The organism is Achromobacter insolitus (assembly GCF_002209555.1).
GTDB classification, from domain to species: Bacteria; Pseudomonadota; Gammaproteobacteria; order Burkholderiales; family Burkholderiaceae_B; genus Achromobacter; species Achromobacter insolitus.
The window spans coordinates 998,283-1,022,836 of sequence record NZ_NJIF01000002.1; the positions used below are offsets into that span (position 1 = coordinate 998,283).

The 24,554-nt window shown below is 65.9% G+C and carries 19 protein-coding genes; 13 read left to right on the forward strand and 6 right to left on the reverse strand.

The features are described 5' to 3' along the window. Positions 1 to 51: 51 nt before the first annotated feature. On the forward strand, positions 52 to 1,479 hold the full coding sequence (locus tag CEY08_RS09975) for an aminotransferase-like domain-containing protein (RefSeq protein WP_076815520.1): 1,428 nt from the start codon (positions 52 to 54) through the stop codon (positions 1,477 to 1,479). Position 1,480: 1 nt separating this feature from the next. Here the strand turns inward: CEY08_RS09975 and CEY08_RS09980 are convergent, their stop codons facing one another. The 4 genes from CEY08_RS09980 to CEY08_RS09995 form a co-directional block, all read right to left on the reverse strand. Continuing rightward, positions 1,481 to 1,966, reverse strand: a complete 486-nt coding sequence (locus tag CEY08_RS09980; protein WP_063959971.1) for a dihydrofolate reductase — start codon at positions 1,964 to 1,966, stop codon at positions 1,481 to 1,483. A gap of 83 nt (positions 1,967 to 2,049) precedes the next feature. Next, the gene (locus tag CEY08_RS09985; protein ID WP_063642845.1) at positions 2,050 to 4,113 is read right to left on the reverse strand and encodes a putative bifunctional diguanylate cyclase/phosphodiesterase; all 2,064 of its coding nucleotides are present in this window, start codon (positions 4,111 to 4,113) and stop codon (positions 2,050 to 2,052) included. A gap of 441 nt (positions 4,114 to 4,554) precedes the next feature. Then, complete coding sequence (locus CEY08_RS09990; protein WP_063642844.1) at positions 4,555 to 5,526, reverse strand: thymidylate synthase; 972 nt, start codon at positions 5,524 to 5,526, stop codon at positions 4,555 to 4,557. A gap of 111 nt (positions 5,527 to 5,637) precedes the next feature. Then, complete coding sequence (locus CEY08_RS09995) at positions 5,638 to 6,081, reverse strand: OsmC family protein (protein ID WP_042795164.1); 444 nt, start codon at positions 6,079 to 6,081, stop codon at positions 5,638 to 5,640. A 121-nt stretch (positions 6,082 to 6,202) separates the two neighbouring features. Here CEY08_RS09995 and coq7 point away from each other — a divergent pair, with 121 nt between their 5' ends. The 10 genes from coq7 (at position 6,203) to CEY08_RS10045 (ending at position 19,059) form a co-directional block, all read left to right on the forward strand. Continuing rightward, on the forward strand, positions 6,203 to 6,880 hold the full coding sequence (gene coq7 / locus CEY08_RS10000) for a 2-polyprenyl-3-methyl-6-methoxy-1,4-benzoquinone monooxygenase (RefSeq protein WP_042795163.1): 678 nt from the start codon (positions 6,203 to 6,205) through the stop codon (positions 6,878 to 6,880). 781 nt (positions 6,881 to 7,661) lie between these two features. Continuing rightward, positions 7,662 to 8,768, forward strand: a complete 1,107-nt coding sequence (locus CEY08_RS10005) for an MraY family glycosyltransferase (RefSeq protein ID WP_042795162.1) — start codon at positions 7,662 to 7,664, stop codon at positions 8,766 to 8,768. A 104-nt stretch (positions 8,769 to 8,872) separates the two neighbouring features. Then, positions 8,873 to 10,150 (forward strand): Vi polysaccharide biosynthesis UDP-N-acetylglucosamine C-6 dehydrogenase TviB, encoded by a 1,278-nt coding sequence (tviB, locus tag CEY08_RS10010; RefSeq protein WP_042795161.1) that lies wholly within the window; start codon positions 8,873 to 8,875, stop codon positions 10,148 to 10,150. Between the two features lie 9 nt (positions 10,151 to 10,159). Beyond that, on the forward strand, positions 10,160 to 11,185 hold the full coding sequence (locus tag CEY08_RS10015; RefSeq protein WP_076815518.1) for an SDR family oxidoreductase: 1,026 nt from the start codon (positions 10,160 to 10,162) through the stop codon (positions 11,183 to 11,185). Position 11,186: 1 nt separating this feature from the next. Beyond that, on the forward strand, positions 11,187 to 12,536 hold the full coding sequence (murJ, locus tag CEY08_RS10020; RefSeq protein WP_063642842.1) for a murein biosynthesis integral membrane protein MurJ: 1,350 nt from the start codon (positions 11,187 to 11,189) through the stop codon (positions 12,534 to 12,536). Then, positions 12,537 to 13,679 (forward strand): glycosyltransferase family 4 protein, encoded by a 1,143-nt coding sequence (locus tag CEY08_RS10025; protein ID WP_042795158.1) that lies wholly within the window; start codon positions 12,537 to 12,539, stop codon positions 13,677 to 13,679. It begins immediately after the preceding gene. 45 nt (positions 13,680 to 13,724) lie between these two features. Further along, entirely contained in the window at positions 13,725 to 15,656 is a 1,932-nt protein-coding gene (gene asnB / locus CEY08_RS10030; protein WP_063642841.1) for an asparagine synthase (glutamine-hydrolyzing), read from the forward strand. A 3-nt stretch (positions 15,657 to 15,659) separates the two neighbouring features. After that, a complete protein-coding gene (locus CEY08_RS10035; RefSeq protein WP_063642840.1) occupies positions 15,660 to 16,775 on the forward strand; it encodes a glycosyltransferase family 4 protein in 1,116 nt (371 codons plus the stop codon). Next, positions 16,772 to 17,929: a glycosyltransferase family 4 protein gene (locus tag CEY08_RS10040; protein WP_076815516.1), complete on the forward strand. Its 1,158-nt coding sequence runs from the start codon at positions 16,772 to 16,774 to the stop codon at positions 17,927 to 17,929. Before CEY08_RS10035 ends, CEY08_RS10040 begins: the two co-directional genes overlap by 4 nt. Then, positions 17,926 to 19,059 (forward strand): glycosyltransferase family 4 protein, encoded by a 1,134-nt coding sequence (locus CEY08_RS10045; RefSeq protein ID WP_063959967.1) that lies wholly within the window; start codon positions 17,926 to 17,928, stop codon positions 19,057 to 19,059. Before CEY08_RS10040 ends, CEY08_RS10045 begins: the two co-directional genes overlap by 4 nt. Positions 19,060 to 19,097: 38 nt before the next feature. Here CEY08_RS10045 and pgi read toward each other — a convergent pair whose 3' ends face one another. Together pgi and CEY08_RS10055 are read right to left on the reverse strand one after the other, a co-directional pair. Then, positions 19,098 to 20,651 carry a glucose-6-phosphate isomerase gene (gene pgi, locus CEY08_RS10050; RefSeq protein ID WP_063642837.1) on the reverse strand — a complete coding sequence of 518 codons (1,554 nt, stop codon included), beginning with the start codon at positions 20,649 to 20,651 and terminating at the stop codon, positions 19,098 to 19,100. Between the two features lie 8 nt (positions 20,652 to 20,659). Next, positions 20,660 to 22,081 (reverse strand): phosphomannomutase/phosphoglucomutase, encoded by a 1,422-nt coding sequence (locus tag CEY08_RS10055; protein ID WP_076815514.1) that lies wholly within the window; start codon positions 22,079 to 22,081, stop codon positions 20,660 to 20,662. A 294-nt stretch (positions 22,082 to 22,375) separates the two neighbouring features. On the opposite strand from CEY08_RS10055, the gene CEY08_RS10060 reads away from it, so the two are divergent. Together CEY08_RS10060 and CEY08_RS10065 are read left to right on the forward strand one after the other, a co-directional pair. Beyond that, on the forward strand, positions 22,376 to 23,005 hold the full coding sequence (locus tag CEY08_RS10060; protein ID WP_042795152.1) for a BPTD_3102 family carboxylase-like protein: 630 nt from the start codon (positions 22,376 to 22,378) through the stop codon (positions 23,003 to 23,005). A gap of 121 nt (positions 23,006 to 23,126) precedes the next feature. Beyond that, positions 23,127 to 24,542, forward strand: coding sequence for an FAD-binding oxidoreductase (locus tag CEY08_RS10065; RefSeq protein ID WP_076815512.1), 1,416 nt, complete (start codon positions 23,127 to 23,129; stop codon positions 24,540 to 24,542). Positions 24,543 to 24,554: the final 12 nt, after the last annotated feature.

Below are 24,554 nucleotides of genomic sequence, written 5' to 3' on the forward strand. Positions count from 1 at the left end.
AAATGCGGCTAACTGTATAGTTGTAAACGACACAACTGTACAGTTAATGCCGTGATCGATTTTCAGCCCAACCGCGCCCGGGGCCGGGGACAGGCGCAGACCTTGGTCGAGCAACTGGTCGCCGCCATCCTGCGCGCCATCGAAGAACAGACGCTGCGTCCGGGTATGTCCCTACCTTCGGTGCGTGAGTTCGCGCGCCAATACGAAGTCAGCACCTTTACGGTGGCCAGTGCCTATAGCCGGCTGGTGTCGCAGGGCTGGCTGGCGGCGCGGCCGGGTGCGGGCTATCGGGTCGCCACGCCGGACGCCCCAGCGCGTCCGAGCCAGCCGCCCTCCTGGGAGCCGCCGCGCCTGAATGCCGGCTGGCTGCTGTCGGATATCTTCGCGGACCATTCCATTCCCATCAAATCGGGCTGCGGGTGGCTGCCGGGCGAATGGTTGAACGAAGAAGGACTGCACATGGCACTGCGCCATATGGGTCGGGTGCCGGCCATGCGCATCGCGAACTACGGCCATCCCTATGGCTACGCGCCGCTGCGCGAGACCATTGCTGCCAGCCTGGGCACGCAGGGCATGGAGGTCGAGGCCTCGCAGGTCCTGCTGACCCAGGGCGTGACGCATGGCCTGGACATGGTGATACGCACTTTGCTGCGGCCGGGGGATACCGTGTTGGTTGAGCAGCCCGCCTATGCCAACCTGCTGCAGATGCTGCGCCTGGCCGGGCTGCGCGCGGTGCCCGTGCCCCGCACGCTGGACGGGCTGGACTGCGACGCGCTAGAAACGGCGGTGGCGCGCCACCGGCCCAGGGCGCTGTTCATCAATACGGCGTTGCAGAATCCCTCTGGCGCAAGCGTCAGCATGGCCAACGCCTTTCGCATCCTGCAGGCGGCCGAGCGGCATGGCCTGTGGGTGATCGAAGACGATATCTCGCGTGAACTCGCGCCCGGTGTCACGCCCATGCTGGCCGCCCTGGACGGCGCGCGGCGCGTGGTCTACCTGGGTGGGTACTCCAAGGTCATCAGTCCGTCGGTGCGGGTGGGCTATGTGGTGGCGCACCGCGACCTGACGCGCGACATTGCGCGCACCAAAATGGCGGTGGGCCTGACCTCGCCGGAAATCATGGAGCGGATCGTCCACCAGGTCATCCGCGAAGGCCGCTACCGCGCCCATATCGCGCGCACCCGCGAGCGCCTGGCGGCAGCCCATGCGGGCGTGGCTGAACTAATGGCGCAGCATGGGTTCCAGATCTATGGGCGGCCGCAGGGAGGCCTGTTCCTGTGGGCCAAGGTGGCCGGGCAGTGGCGCGAGCGCGGCGCCAACGGCCTGGCCGAGCTGGCGCTCAAGGACGGTATCTGGCTGGCTCCCGGCTCCTACTTCGAGGCGGACGAGGCCGATACTCCCTGGGTCCGGTTCAACGTGGCGTACTCCGAGGCTCCCGCCCTCTGGCGTTTCGTGCGCAATGCCGGGGCGGCGGCCTGAGTCACTGCCGCTCGTAAGTCACGAAATCGTATTCGTAGCCGTTTTCTGCCGGCTGGGCTTCTCGCGACGTTTCCTTCCATTGGAAGGCGGGCAGCAGCGGGAAAAAAGCGTCGCCTTCGACGTCGGCGCGGACTTCCGTGGCCAGCACGCGCGCGGCCAAGGGCAGGGCCTGCACATAGATCTGCGCGCCACCGATCACAAAGGCCGCGTCGATATCGCCGCAGGCCTGGACTGCCGCCTCCAGCGACGGGACCACGATGGCGCCCGCCGCGGTGAAACCGGGATTGCGGCTGATCACGATATTGCTGCGGCCGGGCAGCGGCCGGCCCAGCGAGTCCCAGGTCTTGCGGCCCATGATGATGGGATGGCCCAGGGTGCTGCGCTTGAAGTGCGCCAGATCGCCCGGCAGCTTCCAGGGCAGGGCGTTGTCGCGTCCGATGACGCGATTGGTGGAGTAGGCAACGATGAGAGTAAGGCTGGCGGGCATGCGGATCGGGGCGGTAAAGGTTCGGCCGGTTGGCTACGGCAAGCGTAGCAAATTTGCGCGGCGGTCCGCGCCGCGCAGCCCCTTCACTCCACTGCATGCTCCAGGAACTCGGTCGCGGGCATGGGTTTGCCCAGCAGGAAGCCCTGCAGCGAATCGCAACCCAGGCCGGTCAGGAACTTCTGCTGCGCCGGCGTTTCCACGCCTTCGGCCACGATGCGCAGGTTGAGCTGCTGCGCCAGCGCGACGATGGCCGACACGATGGCGGCATCCTCGTTGTCGTTTTCCAGCTGGTTGACGAAGCCCCGGTCGATCTTCAGCTCGGTCGCGGGCAGCCGCTTCAGGTAGAGCAGGCTGGAGTAGCCGGTGCCGAAATCGTCGATGGAGATCGTTACGCCCAGGTTCGACAGGCGCTTGAGCACGGCCAGGCTGGCTTCGGCGTCGCGCATCGCAGTGGATTCGGTGACTTCCAGCGTCAGGCAGGCGGGCGGAACGCCGTGGCGTTCCAGCGCCGTGCGCACCGTTTCCACCAGGCTGGCGTGGGCGAACTGCAGCGCCGAAATATTCACGGCGATGGTCCAGTGGCCCTGGCCGGCGTTGATCCATTCCCGCATCTGGCGGCAGGCTTCGTTGATCACCCATTCGCCGATGGACAGGATCAGTCCGGTTTTTTCCGCCGTGGGGATGAACTGGTCGGGACCCACCAGGCCGCGCGTCGGGTGGTTCCAGCGCAGCAGCGCCTCGGCGCCGATGATGGGGCCGGCGGGCGCCTCGTACTTGGGCTGGTAATGCAGGACGAGCTGGTTGCGCTCCTGCGCCAGGCGCAAGTCGTGCAGCAATTCGATCTGCTCGTGCGCATCCGCGTTCATGGACGGCTCGAAGAAGCTGTAGCCGGTGCCGCCCAGGCGCTTGGCGTGGTACATCGCCGCGTCCGCGTTGGTCAGCAGGGCGTGGGTGTCTTCGCCGTCGTTCGGGTAGATGGCGATGCCCACGCTGGAGGTCACCAGGACTTCATGGCCGTATACGGTGACGGGGCGGGCGATGGCATCGATCAGGCGGTCGGCCACGTTGGCGGCGTCGGTGGGTTCGATCACTTCACTGAGCACGATGAATTCGTCGCCGCCCAGGCGCGCGACCGTATCCTGCGTGCGCAAGGTCTGGCGGATGCGTTGCGCCAGATCGATCAGCAGGGCGTCGCCGGTATGGTGTCCATAGGCGTCGTTGACCGCCTTGAAGCCGTCCAGGTCGAAGAACAACACCGCGAAGTAGCCCTTGCGGCGGCTGGCGCTTTCGATGGCCTGCTCCAGCCGGTCTTCCAGCAGGATGCGGTTGGGCAATTTGGTCAGGGTGTCGTGCAGCGCCAGTTGCACCAGTTCCTCATTGGCCTCGGCCAGCGAAGAGGCCAGGGCCGAGGTGCGTGCCTCCAGGCGGTTGTCCAGCACCGCGACCAGCAGGGCGATGGCCAGGACGCTCAGCGTCACCGCGGTGACGGCGATGGCCAGCCAGCCCGCCGAGATGCCGCTGTTGGCCGCCATGCAGATGCTGTCGGCAGGGAATCCGGCGGCGGCCATGCCGGTGTAGTGCATGCCCACGATGGCGATCCCCATGATCACGGCCGCCAGCGGCCTCGACCAGGCCACGCGAGGCCCGCCGTGGCGCAGTCGATAGGTGATCCACAGCGCCGCGCCGGAAGCGGCCACGGCAATCGCGATGGACAGCGCGAACCACTTGGGGTCGTAGATGATGCCGGGCGCCATGAGCATGGCGGCCATGCCGAGGTAGTGCATCGCCGCGATGCCCGCGCCCATCAGCAGGGCGCCGATCACCAGCCGCCGCCGCGGCAGTTCGTCCTTGCTCACGGTCCAGAGCGCGAAGGCCGAGCAGCCGATGGCGATGACCAGCGACAGGACGGTCAGGGGCAGGTCATAGCCCATGGGAATGGGCAGGCTGAAGGCCAGCATGCCGACGAAATGCATGGACCAGATGCCGACACCCATCGCGAAGGCGCCGCCCGCGAGCCAATAGCGCGCGCTGGGCAGCCCATTCGAAGCCCTGACGCGGTTGGCCATGCCCAACGCCGTGTACGACGCCAGGATGGCGACTCCTAGAGATACGAGGACGAGCGAAGGGTTATAAGTTCCGACGAGCATTTGTGAGGTCCTGGCCTGGGCGCATACTGCCGCCGCGGGGGCTTCATATCAATTCAATTGGTAGTCTATGGTTGCAAGTCGGTCGCAAAACAGAGTTCCGCGGTCGACGCTGGTGATGCACGTGCTCTCTTTTCTGGGAAGGGGGTGCGGCAGGGCAAGGCCGGCGGATGGTGCTGCCGGGCGGGGTGCCCGGTTTCGCGGCGAGCGACAGGCACGGCGCGGCAGGTGCCGGTCGGAAGCAAGGGCGCGCAGGGCATTCTGGACGCGCGTCCATGGCTAAGGGATGGGTTATACCGAAAACGCGCTTCCAGAAGCTCACCAATCTTCACTTGCGGCCTCGAGCGCGCTGGCAGGATCGCCTTGGGGAAGGTGACCTCCCCAGGGCGCTTGCCGCCGTGGCCATTTCCGAGACAGCCGCCGGGGCGGCTGCCCGCCTAGGTCCTAGACGGCCATAGCGGCGGTGAGGGGGGCGTGGTGGGTGTAGCCGGCCAGCGAGAAATCGCTCGGTTCCACTTTTTCCAGCCATTCGGGCTCGTAGCGCCCGGTGACCGCGAAATCGGGAATGCGGTCGGACAGGACCAGCCTGGGGGCCTCGTAGGGCTCGCGGGTGAGCTGTTCGCGCAGCATCGGCAGATGGTTTTCGTAGATGTGCGCGTCGCCGATGAAATACGTGAACCAGCGCGGCGTGTAGCCCGTCAGGCGGCCGACGAGGTGCAGCAGGGCCGCGCCCTCGGTGAGGTTGAACGGCGTTCCCAGGCCGACATCGTTGGAGCGGATGTACAGGCACAGGGAGATTTCGCGCGTCGTCGCGTTCGGCAGGAACTGGTAGAGCAGGTGGCAAGGAGGAAGCGCCATTTCCTCGATCTGGGCCCAGTTCCAGCCATGGAACAGGATGCGTCGGTCGCCCGGACGTTCATGGATGGTGTCCAGGCATTGCCGCAACTGGTCCACTGCCTTATAGAGCAGCACCTTCTGAACGCCGCCTTCCTCCAGATCCGCCACTTTGGAGTAGCCGCGCGACAGGGCGTCGGCAATCTGCGCCGGGCGGCTGGCGTCCAGCATTTTGTAGGCCGGCCATTGGCGCCACTGGACGCCATATACCGGGCCCAGGTCGTCGGGACCTTCGCGATACGGGTTGGCCAGCCACTGGCTGTTCTCGTTGGCATTCTGGTCCCAGACCTTGCAGCCGAGTTCGCGGAACTCCGCGGCGCTGCGCGAGGCGCGCAGGAAGCCCACCATTTCGCCGATGGCGGACTTGAACGCCAGCTTCTTGGTCGTGACCGCGGGAAAGCCTTTTTGCAGGTCAAAGCGCAGCGACGCGCCCGGCATGCTCAGGGTGCGTATGCCCGTGCGGTTTTCCTGCCACGCGCCGGTGTCCAGGATGGATTGAACGAGGTCCAGGTATTGTTTCATGGCGGTCCTTGCGCACGCTCGCCCGGCGGGTGACGCAGACAGCCGCCGCGAACGCATCGCGGCGGCACTTATAAGTTAGGGATAGACGAATTACACCACGCGGGCGCGGGTTCAGGCGGCGGCCGGCGCTTCCTGGGTGTCGACGATCTCGACCGAAAAGGTCAGCGCGGCGGTTTTCTCCAGCATGGCCGAGGCCGAGCAGTATTTTTCGTGCGACAACTGCACCGCGCGCTCGACCGCGGCGCGCGGCAGGTTGCGGCCGGTCACGGTGAAGGCGAAATGGATGCGCGTGAAGACCTTGGGGTCGGTATCGGCGCGGTCGGCCTGGAGCTTGACGCTGCAGCCGCTGACGGCGTGGCGCCCACGCTTGAGGATCAGCACCACGTCGTACGCGGTGCAGCCGCCGGTGCCGGCCAGCAGCATTTCCATGGGCCGGGGGGCAAGGTTGTGTCCACCGCCGTCCACGGCGCCGTCCATGACGGCCACGTGGCCGCTGCCGGTGCTGGCGGTAAAGAGCATGCCGTTAGGGCCGCCCCAGTCGATCGTGCATTCCATGTTGTCGTGTCCTTGAGCTTGAGCGCAGTCAATGGCTGATGATACCTGTTGCGTACAATTCCAGGCATGAGAGCCCCGCCCCGCAACAGGGGTGTGCGCCAGCCTTGCCGAGGAGTTGCTTATGTCCACCGCTCTGTCCCGACCCAGCCCCGTTTCTTTCCTGCGCCGCATCAGTCCTGTAGATGCCCTGCTGGCCGAGGCGGACCGCGCGTTGCGAGTGCTGTCCGGCAGCGCCACGGCGGGCCGGCCTTATCCCGCGACCGCCGACGAGGCGCCGCAAGCCCTGTCGGCCCAGGAAAAGCGCCATGCGGCAGGGCTGATGCGCGTGAACCATGTGGGAGAGGTCTGCGCCCAGGCGCTGTACCGGGGGCAGGCGTCGGTGTGCCGGGAACCCGCGCCCCGGGCGCTGCTGCAGAACGCCGCGTCCGAGGAAGTGGATCACCTGGTCTGGTGCAACCAGCGGCTTACCGAGCTAGGCAGTCGTCCCAGCCTGCTGAATCCGCTGTGGTATGCGGGCTCTTTCGCGCTCGGCGTGCTGGCCAGCTATGCCGGCGTGCCCCGTAATCTGGGCTTCATGGCGGAAACCGAGAAGCAGGTCGAAGCACATCTGGAAGAGCATCTGCGCACCTTGCCGGTGCAGGACGAGCGCTCCCGCCAGATCGTCCAAAAGATGAAAGAGGACGAAGCGCAGCATCGCGCCAGCGCGGAAGCGGCGGGCGGTGTGCCGCTGCCCACGCCCGTGAAGGCTGCGATGCGGGCCATGTCCAAGGTCATGACGACGACCGCCTACTGGGTCTGAAACGCCTGGAAAGCAAAATGTTGCAATGCGCAAAAAGCGATGCAACTTGGTGCCTCGCGCACCGTTTCGGTGCAAAATCCAGAGCGGGATTACCCGATGCGAGCTAGGGTAAGCCCCGGTCGGGTTTACCCATTCGGCAAAAACCCGGTTTTTGGCAAAGACATTGATTGGCGCGGGTTTCCAGAGGGGCAACTGAGCCTTTGCGGCAAAAACGCAACGAAAAAAATCTCTTGTGCGATGGGCTAAAAAAATTCTTGCATCGCACAAAAAACCTCGGTACTATTCACTCATCGGATGTTGAAACGCAGTCGGCGCGGTGCAAAACCCCGAAAGCGTAGCGAGCGGAAGGCCAGCTCCCAACATGCCACGGTTGTCTCCTCCACCCTCCTCCTTTGGTGGATTTAGCCCGAGATCTCACGATCTCGGGCTTTTTTTTTGGTTGTTCAAATGTGTCCCTATTTTAATAGGGGCTGCGCGTTTCCAACGGCGCTCGCCAGCGCTTCCTCCATAGGGAGGACTTCGCGTTTTCCCTTGGATATTTCGCGTGCGCCGGAGCGGAAAGTTCTACAATCATTTCCATGAAACCCCTATTTCCGCGCAATCGCGGTTTTGTCGTTCCCGTCCAGCAAAGCCGTACTTCCGGCTTGGGGCTGGCGGCCAGGCGCGGGGCGTTACGTTCTGTGCCGGTGAATTGCACTTCCTTATCCCTCCCATATATGGGCGTTACACCTGCCTCCGATAATGGCGGGCCTGTCTCGATAGACCAACCAGAGGTGATTCGGTGACCTGGCTGTACATTTGCGTGGTCGCATTCATGGTGGGGGGACTCATCGTGGCGTCGGAGCGCTGGCATGGCGCCTTCACCGGCGACAGCGACCTCAACAAGCCCCAAGCCAACCATTCCCGCGCCACGCCTCGCGTCGGCGGGCTGGCCGTCCTTGCGGGCACGCTGGCGGGCCTGCTGGTCCTGGGGCCCAGCAACATGACGTTGACCTGGCTGTGGCCCGCGCTGTTCGTCGCGGCGCTGCCTGTGTTCGTGGCGGGCCTGCTCGAAGACATTACCAAGGACATCGGGGCCAGCAAGCGTCTGTTGGCGGCCTTCCTGTCCGCCGCGATCGCCTGGTGGTTGCTGGGCGGCGTCAGCCGAGTCGGCATGGCCCCCGTGGACTATGTACTGTCCTTCTGGCCGGTGTCCCTGCTGTTCACCATGTTCGCGGTGGGCGGCTGTACACACGCGCTGAATATCGTTGACGGCATGAATGGCCTGGCCGGCATGGTGGCCACGCTGATGGCGGTATCGATCAGCCTCGTGGCGCTGCAGGTGGGCGACGTGCCGATTTTCCTGGTGGCGGCGGCGCTGGCTTCGGCCACGTTAGGCTTCCTGGTCTGGAATTTCCCGTTCGGACGCGTGTTCCTGGGCGATGGCGGTGCGTACTTCCTGGGCTTCATGCTGGCTGAGCTGGCGGTATTGCTGGTGGTGCGCAATCCCTCGGTGTCGCCGTTCTACGCGTTGGCGGTGCTGTTCTACCCCGTCTTCGAAACCGGTTTCTCGATCTGGCGCCGCCGCTTCAAGCGGGGAGTGCCGGTCGACCAGCCGGACGCCTTGCACCTGCATCAGTTGGTGTTCCGCCGTCTGGTCCGGGTCACGTTCAGCCGAGGCCGCAGGCATGCGGTGCCGGCGCTGTGCAACGCGCTGGCTTCGCCCTACATGTGGGTGTTGGCGTTGATTGGCCTGGTCCCGGCCACCATTTGGTGGGACAACGCATGGGCGCTGTGCGCCAGTCTGGCGGTATTCGCCGCCGTCTATATCTGGCTGTACGCGCGCCTGGTGTCCTGGCGCCGGCCGGGCTGGCTGCTGCTGCCCTCCGTTTTGCGGACTTCCGATTAGTTTTGGGCGCCCCGGCGATTGCCGCCGGGGGCTCGGTAATCTCTTTTTTTAATTACCCGACCATATTTGAAATGCCGTAATCGTTCTGCGGCGAAGGGAGAGTTATGTTGCGAATTCAAGATGTGAAACTCGCTGTTGTCGGCCTGGGCTATGTCGGCCTGCCCCTGGCAGTGGAGTTCGGCAAGAAGCGTTCGGTCATCGGATTCGATATCAATACGCGCCGCATCGACGCGCTCAAGGCGGGTCATGATCACACGCTGGAAGTCAGCGACGAAGAGCTGAAGGAAGCGACCCAGCTGAGCTACACGGCCGACCGCGCCGTGCTGGGCCAGGCCAACGTGTACATCGTGACCGTGCCGACCCCCATCGACGAATACAAGCAGCCGGACCTGACCCCGCTGGTTAAGGCCAGCGAGACCATCGGTGCCGTGCTCAAGCGCGGCGACATCGTCATCTACGAATCCACCGTCTATCCTGGCGCCACGGAAGAAGACTGCGTGCCGGTGCTGGAGCGCGTGTCGGGCCTGAAGTTCAACGTGGACTTCTACGCCGGCTACAGCCCCGAGCGCATCAACCCGGGCGACAAGGCGCACCGCGTCAGCACGATCAAGAAAGTCACTTCGGGTTCCACGCCTGAAGTGGCCGAGCTGGTTGACCAACTGTACAAGCAGATCATCACCGCCGGCACGCACAAGGCTTCCAGCATCCGCGTGGCCGAGGCCGCCAAGGTGATCGAGAACACGCAGCGTGACGTGAACATCGCGCTGATCAACGAATTGGCCCTGATCTTCAACAAGATGGGCATCGATACGGAAGCCGTGCTGCAGGCCGCCGGCACCAAATGGAACTTCCTGCCGTTCCGTCCGGGCCTGGTGGGCGGCCACTGCATTGGCGTGGACCCGTACTACCTCACCCACAAGGCTCAATCCATCGGCTACCACCCCGAGATCATCCTGGCTGGCCGCCGCCTGAACGACTCGATGGGCGGCTACGTGGTGTCGCAGCTGGTCAAGGCCATGACCAAGCGCCGCATCCATGTGCAGGGCGCCCGCGTGCTGGTCATGGGCCTGGCCTTCAAGGAAAACTGCCCCGACCTGCGTAACACCCGCATCGTCGACATCGTGAAAGAACTGGGCGACTACAACGTCGCGGTCGATGTGTACGACCCGTGGGTCGACCCGGAAGAGGCCGTGCACGAGTACGGCATCACCCCGGTGGCCAAGCTCGAGCAAGGCAAGTACGACGCCATCATCCTGGGCGTGGCGCACCATCAATTCGCCGAACTGGGCGCGGCCGGCATCCGCAAACTGGGTAAGCAGGACCACATTCTTTATGACCTGAAGTACGTGCTGTCGCCCGAAGAATCGGATCTCCGCCTGTAAGGAGCGCGCATGACTACACGCTTTGAGACCACCAAGAAGGAACTGTCCGCCGCCCCGCGCAAATGGCTGGTGACCGGCTGCGCCGGCTTCATCGGTTCGAACTTGCTGGAAACCCTGTTGAAGCTGGACCAGACCGTGACGGGCCTGGACAACTTCGCCACGGGCTTTCAGCACAACCTGGACGAAGTGCGCAATTCGGTTACGCCCGAGCAGTGGGCGCGCTTCAGCTTCATCGAAGGCGATATCCGCGACCTGGAAGCCTGCCGCCGCGCGGTGCAGGGCGTGGAATTCGTGCTGCACCAGGCTGCGCTGGGTTCGGTGCCGCGTTCGCTGAAGGACCCGATCACCACCAACGAGGTGAATATCGGCGGCTTCCTGAACATGCTGGTCGCAGCGCGTGATGCCGAAGTCAAATCCTTCGTCTATGCGGCTTCCAGCTCGACCTACGGCGACCATCCGGCGCTGCCCAAGGTCGAGGAAAACATTGGCAAGCCCTTGTCGCCGTACGCGGTCACCAAATACGTCAATGAACTGTACGCGGATGTGTTCGCGCGTTCCTACGGTTTCGAGACGGTCGGCCTGCGCTACTTCAACGTGTTCGGCAAGCGCCAGAATCCCAATGGCGCCTATGCGGCCGTGATCCCCAAGTGGACGGCCGCGATGATCCAGAACGAGGACGTCACCATCAACGGCGATGGCGAGACCAGCCGCGATTTCTGCTTCGTGGACAACGCGGTGCAAGCCAACATCCTCGCGGCCATGGCCGCGCCGGAAGGCCGCAACCAGGTCTACAACGTCGCGGTCAGCGGTCGCAGCACCCTGAACCAGCTGTTCGGCTTCCTGGTGCAGACGCTGGGGACCCAGGGCGTGGCTTATGGCAAGAAGCCGGTCTACGCCGACTTCCGCGCGGGCGACGTGCGTCACTCGCAGGCGGACGTCAGCAAGGCGGGCCGCTTGCTGGGCTACGAACCGACGCATACCGTGCTGCAAGGCCTGGAAGTGGCCATGCCCTGGTACACGCAATTCCTGCGTTGATTTGAAAGCACTCGTCAGAAAACTCGGCAGCATCCACCCGGACCACCAGCGCATTTTCAAGGGCGCCTTCCGGGTGGCGGTGTTCCTGCTGCTGGGCAAGGCCGCCGGCGCCATCAAGGAGATGGCGGTGGCGTACCGCTACGGCGTCAGCGACGCCGTGGACGCCTACCAATTCACGATGACCATGGCCAGTTGGCTGCCGGTCACCATCGTGGGCGTGTTGTCGGTGGTCTTGATTCCGGTGCTGGTGCGGCTGCGCCGCGCCGATGTCGCCGAAAGAAACCAATTCATCAGCGAATTGCAGGGCTGGGTGGCCGCTGCGGGTATCGCGCTGGCGTTGCTGACCTGGTTTGCCTGGCCGCACGTGCTCGGCATGCTGGGGCAGGGTCTGTCGGCCCGCGTGGGCGACATGACGGGTCAACTGCTTGTTGCCTTTGCGCCGGTGTCGGCGCTGTTGCTCATCGCGGGCATCAGCGCGGCCCGGCTGCGGGCGCAGGAAAGGCACGTCAATACCTTGCTGGATAGTGTGCCCGCCGTGGCGACGCTGGCTTGGGTGATGCTGGCCGCCAGCGCCGATGGCGTCGGGCCGCTGCTGTGGGGCACGCTGGTGGGCTACGCCATCCAGACCGTCTGGCTGGCATGGCTGGCGGCGCGCGCAGATGGCGGATTCTGGGGCGCGCCCCGGTTCTCGCTGCAATCGCCACACTGGCCCGAACTGCTGAGCGCGGCGGGCGTCATGCTGATCGGCCAGGTCGCCATGAGCTTTGTCGGTCCGCTCGATCAGTACGCCGCTGCCAACCTGGGTGCGAACGCCAACGCCACGCTGGGCTATGCCAGCCGGCTGCTGTCCTTGCTGCTGGGCATAGGGGCGGTGTCGGTGGGCCGCGCAGCCCTGCCGGTGCTGGCCGATGTGCAGGCGCGTGGCGATACCGGCCGCGCGCGCGCCATGGCGCTCAAATGGTCGGTGCTGATGGTGGCCGCCGGAGGCGTTGCGGTGGCCGTGGGCTGGGTGCTGGCGCCTTGGGGCGTGTCGGTCCTGTTCCAGCGCGGCGCCTTTACCGCCGAGAACACGCAGGCCGTGGCGCATGTATTGCGCTGGGGGCTGCTGCAACTACCGTTCTACTTCGGCGTACTGATCCTGGTGCAACTGCTGGCCAGCCAGAACCGCTACCGGGTGATGGCCGCCATCGCCGTCGCCAATTTTGCCCTGAAGGCGGTCTTGAATACCGTGCTGGCACCCAGGATGGGAGCCGCAGGCATCATGCTGGCGACCAGCCTCATGTATCTGTTGTCCTTCGCGTGCTACCTCGCGGTGGCCATGCGCAAGGCTGAACCCAAAGAGGCCGATTGAATGCCCGTGACCGATACTGGCCCGGCGCCGCGCATCCTGCTGTTCATCCACTCTCTGCATGGCGGGGGCGCGGAACGCGTGGCCGCCGACCTGAGCGCGCATTGGGCTGGCATGGGCCGCGAGGTAATGGTGGTGACGCAGGCAAGCGCCGAGGGCGACGTCTATACCCTGCACCCCAAGGTGCGCCGCGAGGTATTGCATACGGCGGGCGAGGGCGGGGGCTTGCGCGGCATCTGGAGCAATGTCCAGCGAGTGCGGGCCTTGCGCCGCGTGGTCAAGGCCTTCCGTCCGGATATCGTGCTGGCCATGATGACGACGGCTTCGGTGCTGTCGGTCCTGGCCTGCGCGGGCCTGCCATGCCGCGTGATTGCGACCGAACACACGCATCCGCCTTCCCAGACGCTGTCGGGGTTCTGGCAGCGCCTGCGCCGGCTGACCTACCCGCGAGCGGCTCGTGTGGTCGCCTTGACGCGGGGCACGGCAGATTGGCTCGCGCAGCATGTGCCGGGCAGCAGACTGGCGGTCATTCCCAACCCGGTGCACTTTCCCTTGCCGCGCGCCGAGCCCATTCTCACGCCCGTGTCGGGAGACGGCCGCAAGCGCCTGCTCGCGGTGGGCCGCCTGCACGCCGACAAGGGATTCGACCTCCTCATCCAGGCCTACGCGCCATTGGCGGCGTCGCATCCGGACTGGGATCTGGTTATCCTGGGCGAGGGCGACGAGCGGCCCGCACTAGAGGCGCAGGTACGCGCGGCAGGCCTCGCTTCGCGCATTTTCATGCCGGGACGCGCGGGCAACGTCGGCGACTGGTACGAAAGCGCAGACCTGTACGTGCTGACTTCGCGCTTCGAGGGGCTGTCCAACACCTTGCTGGAATCCATGGCGAGCGGGCTCGCCGCCGTCTCGTTCGACTGCGACACCGGGCCGCGCGAGATCGTGCGGGAAGGCGTGGACGGGGTGCTGGTGCGCCCCAATGGCGATGTGTCGGCGCTGTGCAAGGCGTTGGATGCCGTCATGAAAAATGACACGGACCGCCGGCGCATGGCGCAGGCGGCGACCGACGTGCGCGACCGCTTTTCGGCCGAGCGCGTGCTGCAGAAATGGCAAGAACTTTTTGACGGCGTGCGTGGATCCGGCCGCTGAGGCCGCGCATCGCGCCGTTGCTACAGTGACAACGAGAACTTCATCATGTGCGGAATAGTCGGGATTTGGGGCCCTATCGGGAACAAGGCGCAGGTGCTGGCGGAAAGCTGCCGCCGCATCCGTCACCGCGGGCCCGACAGCAACGGCTTCTGGGAAGATGCCGAGGCCGAGCTGGCGCTGGCGCACGTGCGCCTGGCCATCCTCGACCTGACCGAGGCGGGCCATCAGCCCATGACGTCGGCTTGCGGCCGCTATGTCATGGTGTTCAACGGCGAGATCTACAACCACCTGGACATCCGCAAGCAGCTCGAGCAATCGGCGCTGGCACCGTCCTGGCGCGGCCATTCCGACACGGAAACGCTGCTGGCGGGGTTTACCGCCCTGGGCATCGAGGCCACCTTGCAGGCCGCGGTGGGCATGTTCGCCATCGCGTTGTGGGACCGCGCCTCGCGCAAACTGATGCTGGCGCGCGACCGCATGGGCGAAAAGCCGCTGTATTACGGCTATTCCGGCGCGGAGTTGGTGTTTGCCTCCGAACTCAAAGGCCTGATGCCGATTCCTGGTTTCGGCCGCGAACTCAATCGCAACGCGCTGGCGTCGTTCATGCGGCACAACTACATCCCGGCGCCGCAGTCCATTTACCAGGGCATTGCCAAGCTGCCGCCGGGGACCTGGGTCGAGTTCACCGCCGACGATACCCGCAGCCGCCGCATGCCCGAGCCGCGCGTGTACTGGTCGGCTCGCGAGGCCGCAGATACCTCCGCCCAATCCCTGCTGTCGTTCGAATCCGACGCGCAGGCCACTGATGCGCTGGAGGGCGTGTTGTCCAAGGCCGTAGGTGGCCAGATGCTGTCGGACGTGAGCCTGGGCGCATTTCTGTCGGGCGGGATCGATTCCTCCACCATCGTTGCCCTGATGCAGGCGCAGAGCTCGCAGCCAGTGCGTACGTTCGCCATCGGCTTTCACGAGAAAGGCTACGACGAGGCGCAACACGCCAAAGCCGTGGCTACGCACCTGGGCACGGACCATACCGAGCTCTACGTGACCGCTGAAGACGCGTTGGCCGTGGTGCCCTCGCTGGCCGACATGTACGACGAGCCGTTCGCGGATTCGTCGCAGATCCCCACGTCGCTCGTCACGCGCATGGCGCGCCAGCACGTCACGGTGGCGCTGTCCGGCGATGGCGGGGACGAACTGTTCGGCGGCTATTCGCGGTATTTCCGCGTGAACAACTGGTGGCAGCAATGCGAGCGCGTGCCTGCCTTGCTGCGCAAGCCCGCTGGCGCGCTGCTCAGCGCTTCGACCCATCTGCCGGGCCGGGGGGCGTGGCGCGGCAAGGTCGGCAAACTGGGCGAACTGCTGCGCGCCGACACGAAGGGCGAGTTCTATCGTTTGTTCGTGTCCTATTGGTCCGATCCTTCCAGCGTGGTGAAGGGCGGCGTGGAACCTGTGTCCGAATTCGCGCGGGCAATGCAAGGGTCCACCTTCGAGGCCATGATGAAGCTGGACACGGTGACCTACCTGCCCGACGACATCCTGGTCAAGGTGGACCGCGCCGCCATGGCCGTCAGCCTGGAAACGCGCGTGCCGCTGATCGATCATCGCGTATATGAATTCGCCTGGAGCCTGCCGCACCAGTATAAGGTGCGCGGCAATACGGGCAAGTGGCTGCTGCGCCAGGTGCTCCATCGCCACGTGCCGCAGGCGCTGGTGGACCGCCCCAAGCGCGGGTTCGCCGTGCCGCTGGCTGCCTGGCTGCGCGGACCGCTGCGCGAATGGGCCGATGCGCTGCTGGATCCGTCGCGGCTGCGCCAGGAGGGTTGGTTTGAACCCGAGCCCATCCTGCGCAAGTGGCGCGAGCACACTTCGGGCCATCGGAACTGGGACAGCCACCTGTGGGGTGTGCTGATGATGCAAGCCTGGCTTGACCGCTATCGCGGCAACAAGGATCAGGGAGGATCGGTTGGGAGTCTTTGACGCATGAAAATCTTGATGCTGGTCAGTTCCATGCATGCGGGCGGCGCGGAGCGGGTTGCCGCCACGCTGGTCAATGCGTGGGCCGAACGCGGGGATTCCGTCATCCTGACGCCCACCTACTCGTCCAAGGGCACCTGCTTCTACCCGCTGTCGGACAAGGTCGAACTCGCATGGCTGGCGGACCTGGCCGGCACGCGGGTGTCTGGCCCGATGGCCGCGTTCAAGCGCCTGCTGGCGCTGCGCCGGCATATCCGCGACTCCCGGCCAGATGTGGTGGTGTCTTTCCTGACCAACGTCAACGTGGCCGCCATTCTCGCCACCCGCGGGCTGGGCGTGCCGCTGATTGTCTGCGAGCGGACCAATCCCTTGGCCGAAACCACCACGGGCTCGGTGTGGCGCAAACTGCGCCGCATTCTGTATCCCCGCGCCGACATGGTGACGGTGCAGGCGGAAGACACTGCCGGCCCGTTCGGGCGGCAGGTGCCCGGCATCAAGCGTCTGGCCGTCATTCCCAATCCCTTGCCGGCGCCTTTGCTTGACGGGCCGTTCGTGCGGCAGCGCGAAGACGGCGGTCCCCGCGAACTGCTGGCGATGGGCCGGCTGGTCCCCGACAAGCAATTCGACCTGCTGATCGACGTTTTCGCGCAGTTGGCGCCGGATTTTCCGGATTGGAACCTGCGCATCTGGGGCGAAGGGCCTGAACGCGGCGCGCTGGAACAGCAGGTCGCGCGCCTGGGCCTGCAGTCGCGCATCAGCCTGCCCGGCCGCACCGAGGAGCCTTGGGAAGAGCTGGCGCGCGGGCAGGCTTTCGTGCTGAGTTCGCTGGTGGAGGGCTTTCCGAATGTCTTGCTGGAGGCGATGTCGCTGGGACTGCCTTGCGTGGCGTTCGATTGTCCCAGCGGGCCGCGCGAGATGACGCGCGACGGCGAAGACGCCCTGCTGGTGCCCGCCGGCAATCGCGACGCCCTGCGCGATGCCTTGCGCCGCCTGCTTGAAGACATATCCCTGCGGCAACAACTGGGCATGCGCGGAGCCGCCGCGGTGCGGCAGCGCTATGCGCTGGCCAGCGTGCTGGCAGAGTGGGATGAATTGTTCGATGCCGTGCGGGAGGGGCGATGAGCGCTCGCCCGTTGCGCGTTCTGCACATCATTACCGGGCTGGGACAGGGAGGCGCGGAGTCGGTGCTGTTCCGCCTGGCGACCTATCCCGAAGCAAACGTGGAACATGTCGTCGTGTCGCTGACCGACGAGGGCATTTATGGCGAACGCCTGCGAGCGGCCGGCGTGGCCGTGCACGTGCTGGGCATGAAACGCGGACGCGTCAGCCTGGGCGGCTTCCTGGCCCTGCGCGCGCTTGTCGCCGCGGAACGTCCCGACGCGGTGCAGACCTGGATGTATCACGCCGACCTGATCGGCGGCTTGGCTGCGCGCCTGGCGGGCGTGCGCGCCATTGCCTGGGGCATACGCAATTCCGGCGAACACCTGGAGCGCAGCAGCCGCTCAGCGCGCATAGTGTTGCGGGCGTGCGCGTTGCTGTCCGGACGCATACCCAAGGCGATCGTGTGCGCAGCCCAGAAATCGGCGGAACGGCATGCCGATAAGGGCTACGACCGCGCACGCATGGTGGTGATTGCCAACGGCTACGACCTGTCGCGCTATGCGCCCAATGCCGAGGCCCGTTCGCGGGTGCGCGCGCAATGGGGCGTGCCGCAGGACGTGCCAGCCATTGGCTGCGTGGCCCGCTGGGATCCCCTCAAAGACCATGCCAACCTGTTGCGGGCCATCGCCGCGCTGGTGCGCGACGGCCGCGATGCGGGCTTGCGCTGCGTGCTGATAGGCCGAGGCATGGATACGGATAACGCAGAACTGGGCGCTCTGGTAGACAAGCTGGGTCTGCGTGATCGGCTGGTGCTGGCCGGGCCTAGCGACGACGTGCCCGCCGCGATGAACGGGCTGGACCTGCACGTCCTGTCCAGTTGCGCGGAAGGGTTTCCCAATGTGGTCGCGGAAGCCATGGCCTGCGGTGTCTATTGCGTCGTGACAGACGTGGGTGACGCCGCCTACATCGTTGGCGATGCTGGGGTGGTGGTGCCACCCGAGCAGCCCGAGGCACTGGCCCGCGGCATTGAAACGGCCTTGCGCGAGGTGGCTGCGCGCGGCCGCGAGCGCGCAGGCGAAGCGGGCCGCGCCCGCGTGCTGGAAAATTTCGACATAGCGCGCATGGTGCAAAGCTACATCGCGGTATGGCGCCGCATCTCAGGAGTGCAAGCATGAGCACCGGGCGCCGCCTGCTGTTTGTCGTCAACAACCCCGCCTTCTTCATGTCGCACCGCGTGCCGGTGGCCTTGGCCGCGCAACAGGCTGGGTACGACGTCCATGTTGCGACGATGGACGGCCCGGCCGTAGCCGACATCCAGGCGCTGGGCATGACGCATCACGTGATTCCGATGACGCGCAGCGGCAAGCATCCGTTGCAGGAGCTGAGCACGTTGCTGGCCTTGATACGGCTATTCCGCCGTCTGCGGCCGCAAATCGTGCATCTGGTCACGATCAAGCCCGTGCTTTATGGCGGCATCGCAGCGCGGGTGGCGCGCGTGCCGGGCATGGTCGCGGCGATTTCCGGGCTGGGCTTCGTGTTCCTGTCCAATTCGCTGAAGATGAAGCTGGTGCGCGCCGTGGTTGCGCGCCTGTACCGGCTGGCGCTGGGCCATCCCAACAGCCGCGTGATTTTCCAGAATGCCAGCGACCGCGACATGCTCAAGTCGCTCGGTGCGGTGCGCGATGCCCAGGTTGTCATCATCCGGGGCGCGGGCGTGGACCTCGACGAGTATCGTGCCCTGCCCGAGCAGGCGGCGCCGCCTGTCGTGGTGACCATGGTGGCGCGCTTGCTGCGCGACAAAGGCGTGCAGGAATTCGTGCAGGCGGCAAGGCTGCTGAAGGAGCGCGGCCTGCCCGTGACCATGCAGATGGTTGGCGGCGTGGACGCAGGCAATCCGGCTTCGGCGACACAAGAGGACGTGGACGCCTGGCAGCGTGAAGGCTGCGTGCGCGCGCTGGGGGAACGTTCCGACGTGGCCGCGCTGTACGCGGCTTCGCATATCGCGGTGCTGCCGTCCTATCGGGAAGGATTGCCCAAGTCACTGATCGAGGCCGCGGCTTGTGGCCGGGCGGTCGTGACGACCGATGTTCCTGGTTGCCGGGATGCGATCGAGCCCGGCGAGACCGGACTGCTCGTGCCGGTGCGCGATGCGCAGGCACTGGCGGACGCCATCGCCCGCCTGGCCGAGGATCCAGCCTTGCGCCAGTCCATGGGCGCGGCCGGCAGGGCGCTGGCCGAGCGCGAGTTCAACATCGAGCGCGTCGCGCGCATTCACGTGGAAATCTACGACCAGCTCAGCGCTTGACGGCGAAGGGCCGGTGCCTGGCCGGCATGGGCCAGGAATCAAGGGCGGCGCGAGATGGCGTCGATCCAGAAGCGGGTGGAAGGATCCTGCTGGCTGGCCTGGGGCGAATTCAGCTCATGCATGATGCCCTTGGCCAGCGCCTTGCCGAACTCCACGCCCCATTGGTCAAAGGGGTTGATGCCCCACACCACGCCCTGCGTGAACACCTTGTGTTCGTAAAGCGCCAGTAGCGCGCCCAGGGTGTAGGCCTCCAGATGCGGCAGCACTATCAGCGATGATGGCCGTCCGCCCGGGTGGACGCGATGCTGCGCCAGCAGCCGCGCGCGGTCCGGGTCGCTTTCGATGGCGGAGGTTTCCGCCAGCGCTTCTTCAAAGGATTTGCCGCGCAGCAGTGCGGAACGCTGCGCCAGGCAATTGGCGATCAGCAGCTCATGGTGCCGGGCATAGGCATGATCCGGCTGTTCACACAGGATGAAGTCGACGGGGGCGCCCCGGGTGTCCTGGTGCAGCCACTGGAAGAAGGTGTGCTGGCAATCCGTGCCGGACATGCCCCAGACGGCGGGTCCCGTAGGTACCCCGGCGGGGCTGCCGTCCGCCGTGGCGACCTTGCCCAGCGATTCCATTTCCAGCTGCTGTGCCCAAGGCACGATGTGATACAGCCGCGAATCGTAGGGCGCGATCACCAGGGAGTCGTAGCCCAGCACGCTGCGGTTCACGACGCCTGCCAGCGCCAGCTGGACCGGGGCGTTTTCCTCGATGGGCGCGGTGCGGAAGTGCTCGTCCATGGCCGCGGCGCCGGCCAGCAACTGGTCGAACACCTCAATGCCCAAGGCAAGCGCGACCGGCAGGCTGATGGCGGACCACAGCGAATAGCGCCCGCCCACCCAATCCCAGATCTGGAAGATATGGTCCGGCAGGATGCCCAGATTCAACGCCGCCTCGACGTTGGCGGTGACGGCCACGACCTGCTTGATCGGATCGGCCACGCCGGCGTCGCGCAACCAATTCATGGCGACTTCGGCGTTGGCCAGCGGCTCGGTGGTGGTGAACGACTTGGAGGCGACGATGACCAGGGTATCGTGCGGGTCCAGCCGGCTCATCGCGTCCGCCACCGAATGCGAGTCCACATTGGACGCGAAGCGCACTTCGCGCCGGGCGCCGCCATGGCGCAGCGCGCGCGTGACCAGCCGGGGCCCCCAATCGCTGCCACCGATGCCCAGGTGCAATACGCTGCCATACCGCCCGGCAGCGTCGGCCTGGCGTACGAATTCGCGTATGCGTTCGCGCTCGGCCAGCACGGCCTTGGCTACCCGGGCGGGCGGCTGGGCCGCGCGCAGGGCCGTATGCCAGGCAGGGCGTTCCTCGGTCCAGTTGGCATTGCCGCCATCGAACAGGCAGGCTCGGGCGGCCTCAAAGCCCTGTTGTTCCAGCAGGGCTGCCTCTGCGGCTCGCAAGTCCGGTGAATACGCTTGCGCGCTCAGGTCCAGGCGCAATCCGGGGGCATTGATGAGGCGCAATTGTTCGCCGCGGCAGGGCGCGGCAAGCGTGGCCGCGGTGAACTGTTTCCAGGCTGGGCTGTTCGATAGGGACATAGGGAAATCTAGAAAGGCAGTTTGGCTTGCGGCGCGAGCTTGTGCAGTTCACGCCGGAAGTCGGCCTGTATGCGTTCCAATGCCTCGGGCGTTTGTGCTTCGAATCGCAGCACGACGACGGGCGTGGTGTTGGACGGGCGCGCCAGGCCGAAACCGTCCGGATACTCCGCGCGCACGCCGTCGATGGTGAGCACGCGGTGGGCGCCGGGAAATTGTCCCCGCTCTTGCAGGGCCTGTACCAGGGTGAAGGGCTGGCCTTCTTCCATTTCCAGCTTCAGCTCGGGCGTGGAGACGTCTTGCGGCAGCGCTTCCAGGGCGGCGCAGGGGTCGGCGAAGCGCGACACGATCTCCAGCAGGCGGGCGCCGGTATAGAGGCCATCATCGAAGCCGTACCAGCGTTCCTTGAAGAATATGTGGCCGCTCATTTCGCCCGCCAGCGGCGCGCCGGTCTCGGCAAGCTTGGCCTTGACCAGGGAATGCCCCGTTTTCCACATCAGCGGAACGCCGCCGGCCGCCTCGATGGAAAGGCCCACGTGGCGGCTGCACTTCACGTCGTAGATGATGGTGGCGCCCGGATTGCGATCCAGCACATCGCGGGCGAACAGCACCAGTTGGCGGTCTGGCCAGACGATCTGCCCCGATTTGGTGACCACGCCGAGGCGATCGCCGTCGCCGTCGAACGCCAGCCCCAGTTCGCAGTCGGTCTCGGCCACGCACTTGATCAGGTCCTGCAGGTTCTTGGGTTCGGCAGGGTCGGGATGGTGGTTGGGGAAGGTGCCGTCCACTTCGCAGAAGAGCTCGGTGACTTCGCAACCCAGGGCGCGGAACAGGGCGGGGGCGACCGCGCCCGCGACGCCGTTGCCGCAGTCGATGGCGATCTTCATGGGCCGCGCCAGCTTGATGCCCGAGGCCACGCGCGCGATGTAGGCGGCCACCAGGTCCAGTTGGCGGCGCACGCCGGGTTGCGCCGCCGGGGCGCTGGCCGCGCCATTCATGCTCGCCGCGAGCGCCTGCACGTCTTCGCCGTAGAGCGCGCGGCCGCCCATCATCATCTTGAAGCCGTTGTACTTCGGCGGGTTGTGGCTGCCCGTGATGGCGACGCCCGAGCCCGTCTGCATGACGTTGGCGGCGAAATAGACCAGGGGGGTGGGCACCATTCCGATGTCCAGGGTGTCCACGCCGCCCTCCAGCATGCCCTCCTGCAGCGCCACCGACAGCATTTCGCTGCTCAGGCGGCCGTCGCGCCCGACGACCAGCGTCTGCACGCCTTGTTCGCGTGCGCGGGCGGCCAGCGCCGAGCCCAGGGCACGGGCAAAACGGGCGTCGATCAGGTCGGGCACGGTGCCGCGGATGTCATAGGCCTTGAACACCGAGCCCGGAAATTGCGTGTTGTTGCCCACGGCGATTCCTTGAGAGGGTTGCGGGCGCATTCTGGGGGTTCTGGTAAACCCGCATATCAAAAGGCGCCTGGCAAAGGATTAAACCGGAATTATCCCCCATTGGCGCTGCGCCTTCATCCGGCAGACGGTGTAGGGCATTTTCGGGCTCGCGCCTTGGCACGCATGCGCCCTGATCTGGTGCGCAGGCAGGGGCGCGCGCCTTGTTTCGGTGCGGCGCGAGCCGGCGTTTGCAGGTCTTGCGCTGGGTGTAGCGCATGGCATAAAACTTGCTCGTCCTCCGAAGGTGATACGCTTGCTATGCAAGCAGAAAGACCGGGAGGGGCCATGGGCGCCAAAGTTTCTACAGTCATGTCATCCAGGGGCGCCTCAAACCGGCGAGGCCCGCCCACGGACCATGCCGGGCCGGCCGCGGGCCGCGAACGCCGGCTGGATATCCATGTAGTCGTTTCCGAATCGGGCGGGCTGGTGACAGGCCGTGCCTGGGAGCGCTGCGTATGGCGCGATGCTCGCGTCCTGATTGCCGAATGCCCGGCCCCCCAGTTGCCGGTTTCCGTGGAAAGCGCATTGCGCACCGTGGCCGCCGACGTGGCACGGGACCGCGGCTGGCAGGGCATGGGTACCGTTGCCTTCGCGCTGGACGACCGCAGCGGCGTGTTTCGCGTGATCAGCGCGCAGGCGCAGGCCCATTCGGGTGCGGCGGTGGACGACTGCGAACCCGTTGCGGCCCATGCGCTGGAAGTGCGCATCGACGGCTGCGTGGACCGCCGTCTGCCCTGCACTCGGCTGCTGGTCTGCGGCGCGACCCGGGGCGAGGTCCTGCGCCGCGCCTATCGCGCCTTGTCGGAAATGCCCGGGCCCGCCGGCGTCGACCGCGCCTTTCTCATGAACCGCATCGCCTCGCGGGCCTATTGCTCGGGCCTGACGGGCACGCGACTGGATCAGGCTGTCGGTTGACCCCGGTTCGCCGGCGGACTCCGACAGTCCGCCGCGCTGCGGCCAAGGCGGGCTTTCAGCCCCTACAATAGACCGCACATCCCAAGCCTGGGCGCGTCCAGGCCTTACTTGTGCGGCGCATATGACCTTGCTGAGCGATCTACAGTCCCTTCTGGGCGCTTCCCACGTGCTGACGGGCACGGATGCCGATACTTATGTGCTGGATTGGCGTCGCCGCTATCGAGGGGCCGCGCTGGCCGTGATCCGTCCAGGCTCCACCGAGGAAGTGGCGGCAGCAGTGAAACTGTGCGCCCGGCACGGCGTGCCGGTGGTGCCGCAGGGCGGCAATACCGGCCTTTGCGGCGGCGCCACGCCCAACCTGTCCGGCACTTCGGTGATCCTGTCCACCACACGGCTGACGGCCGTGCGCGCCCTGGATACCGACAACGACACGATTACCGTGGAAGCGGGCTGCGTGCTGCAGGCGGTGCAGGAGGCCGCAGCCGCCGCCGGCAGGCTGTTCCCGCTGAGTCTGGCTGCCGAAGGCAGCTGCACCATCGGCGGCAATCTCGCGACCAACGCAGGCGGCACGCAGGTGCTGCGCTATGGCAACACGCGCGACCTGACGCTGGGCCTGGAGGTCGTGACCGCCGAAGGCGAGATCTGGAACGGCCTGCGCGGCTTGCGCAAGGACAACACCGGCTACGATCTGCGCGACTTGTACATCGGCAGCGAAGGCACGCTGGGCATTATTACCGCCGCCACATTGAAGCTGTTTCCCAGGCCGGTGGCTTCGTGCACGGCATTGCTGACGCTGGACGGCATCGACCAGGCCGTCGAACTGCTGTCGCGCGCCCGTGCTGGCTTTGGCTCCGCGCTGACCGGATTCGAACTCATGAGCGGCGCATGCCTGCAGGCGGTGGTGCGTCTGTTTCCGCAGCAGCGGCTGCCCTTTGATGGGGACTCCGCCGCGTCTCCGTGGTTTGCCCTTTTGGAACTGTCCGACAGCGAAAGCGAGGCCCACGCGCGCGAACGTTTCGAAACCGTGCTTGGCGAGGCCATCGAAAGTGGACTGGTCAACGACGCGGCCATCGCCGCGAATGTGGCGCAAAGCAAGGCGCTCTGGCATCTGCGCGAAAGCATCCCGCTGGCCGAGGCGGAACTGGGCAAGTCCGTCAAGCATGACGTGTCCATCCCGATCTCCGCGATCGCCGGTTTTGTGCACAAGACGAACGCCTTGCTGCAGGCGCGTTTTCCAGGCGTGCGCCATGTGATCTTCGGCCATCTTGGCGACGGCAACCTGCACTACAACGTGGCCCATGCGCCGGGGCAGACCGAGGCCGAACTGCTGGCGCTGCAAGGCGACATCTACGGCGTAGTGCACGACAGCGTGCATGCGCATCAGGGCTCGATCAGCGCGGAGCACGGCGTGGGCCAGCTCAAGCTCGACGAATTGCCTCGCTACAAGAGCGCGGTAGAACTGGATCTGATGCGGCGGATCAAGCGCGCGCTGGACCCGCAAGGGCTGATGAATCCGGGCAAGGTGCTGCGCACCTGACCGCGCACAGGG

What these genes read in the sequence shown, in the direction of transcription:
- CEY08_RS09980 (WP_063959971.1), bottom strand. Translation starts at nt 1,966, where the DNA reads ATGCCCGCCAGCCTTACTCTCATCGTTGCCTACTCCACCAATCGCGTC.
- CEY08_RS09985 (WP_063642845.1), bottom strand. Translation starts at nt 4,113, where the DNA reads ATGCTCGTCGGAACTTATAACCCTTCGCTCGTCCTCGTATCTCTAGGA.
- CEY08_RS09990 (WP_063642844.1), bottom strand. Translation starts at nt 5,526, where the DNA reads ATGAAACAATACCTGGACCTCGTTCAATCCATCCTGGACACCGGCGCG.
- CEY08_RS09995 (WP_042795164.1), bottom strand. Translation starts at nt 6,081, where the DNA reads ATGGAATGCACGATCGACTGGGGCGGCCCTAACGGCATGCTCTTTACC.
- coq7 (WP_042795163.1), top strand. Translation starts at nt 6,203, where the DNA reads ATGTCCACCGCTCTGTCCCGACCCAGCCCCGTTTCTTTCCTGCGCCGC.
- tviB (WP_042795161.1), top strand. Translation starts at nt 8,873, where the DNA reads ATGTTGCGAATTCAAGATGTGAAACTCGCTGTTGTCGGCCTGGGCTAT.
- CEY08_RS10015 (WP_076815518.1), top strand. Translation starts at nt 10,160, where the DNA reads ATGACTACACGCTTTGAGACCACCAAGAAGGAACTGTCCGCCGCCCCG.
- CEY08_RS10025 (WP_042795158.1), top strand. Translation starts at nt 12,537, where the DNA reads ATGCCCGTGACCGATACTGGCCCGGCGCCGCGCATCCTGCTGTTCATC.
- asnB (WP_063642841.1), top strand. Translation starts at nt 13,725, where the DNA reads ATGTGCGGAATAGTCGGGATTTGGGGCCCTATCGGGAACAAGGCGCAG.
- CEY08_RS10035 (WP_063642840.1), top strand. Translation starts at nt 15,660, where the DNA reads ATGAAAATCTTGATGCTGGTCAGTTCCATGCATGCGGGCGGCGCGGAG.
- CEY08_RS10040 (WP_076815516.1), top strand. Translation starts at nt 16,772, where the DNA reads ATGAGCGCTCGCCCGTTGCGCGTTCTGCACATCATTACCGGGCTGGGA.
- CEY08_RS10045 (WP_063959967.1), top strand. Translation starts at nt 17,926, where the DNA reads ATGAGCACCGGGCGCCGCCTGCTGTTTGTCGTCAACAACCCCGCCTTC.
- pgi (WP_063642837.1), bottom strand. Translation starts at nt 20,651, where the DNA reads ATGTCCCTATCGAACAGCCCAGCCTGGAAACAGTTCACCGCGGCCACG.
- CEY08_RS10055 (WP_076815514.1), bottom strand. Translation starts at nt 22,081, where the DNA reads ATGCGCCCGCAACCCTCTCAAGGAATCGCCGTGGGCAACAACACGCAA.
- CEY08_RS10060 (WP_042795152.1), top strand. Translation starts at nt 22,376, where the DNA reads ATGGGCGCCAAAGTTTCTACAGTCATGTCATCCAGGGGCGCCTCAAAC.
- CEY08_RS10065 (WP_076815512.1), top strand. Translation starts at nt 23,127, where the DNA reads ATGACCTTGCTGAGCGATCTACAGTCCCTTCTGGGCGCTTCCCACGTG.